This window comes from Nakamurella sp. GG22 (genome assembly GCF_052976845.2).
Window position 1 is genome coordinate 1 of the sequence record NZ_JBRIIO020000076.1, and the last position, 517, is coordinate 517.

Consider the following 517-nt stretch of genomic DNA (forward strand, 5'->3'; position numbering starts at 1 on the left):
ACCGCAAGGCCATCGCCGCGGAGCTGAAGAAGATCTACACCGCCCCCGGCGTGGACGCCGCGGAGACCGCGTTGCTGGAATTCGCCGAGACCGACCTTGCCCGCAGGTATCCGGCGTGCCTTCGGACCTGGCAGGACGCCTGGGAGCGGTTCATCCCGTTCCTGGCGTTCCCGCCGGCGGTGCGGAAGATCATCTACACCACGAACGCGATCGAGAGCCTGAACTACCAACTCCGCAAGATCATCAAGAACCGTGGGCACTTCCCCAACGACGACGCCGTGATCAAGCTGCTCTGGCTGGCGATACGTGACATCGAAGACAAACGCGCCCGCCAACGAGAATCCGAACGTGGCCTGCGGAAGGGCCGCAAAGCCGAGGGCAGGCTCGTCGAAGGCCAAGCCACCAACGGCTGGAAAGCAGCACTCGGAGCCCTCGCCATCACCTACCCCGACCGCATCAACAACAAGATCAACTAACCGAAACCGACCGCCACTTACACAGAAATCTTGACAAGCTC

At 62.3% G+C, this 517-nt stretch carries 1 protein-coding gene; it reads left to right on the forward strand.

All coding sequences use genetic code 11. The annotated features are described in order from the left end of the window. Positions 1–476 (forward strand): transposase (locus ACVBEQ_RS28060; RefSeq protein ID WP_447156729.1); only part of this gene is annotated, 476 nt, incomplete at its 5' end. Positions 477–517: the final 41 nt, after the last annotated feature.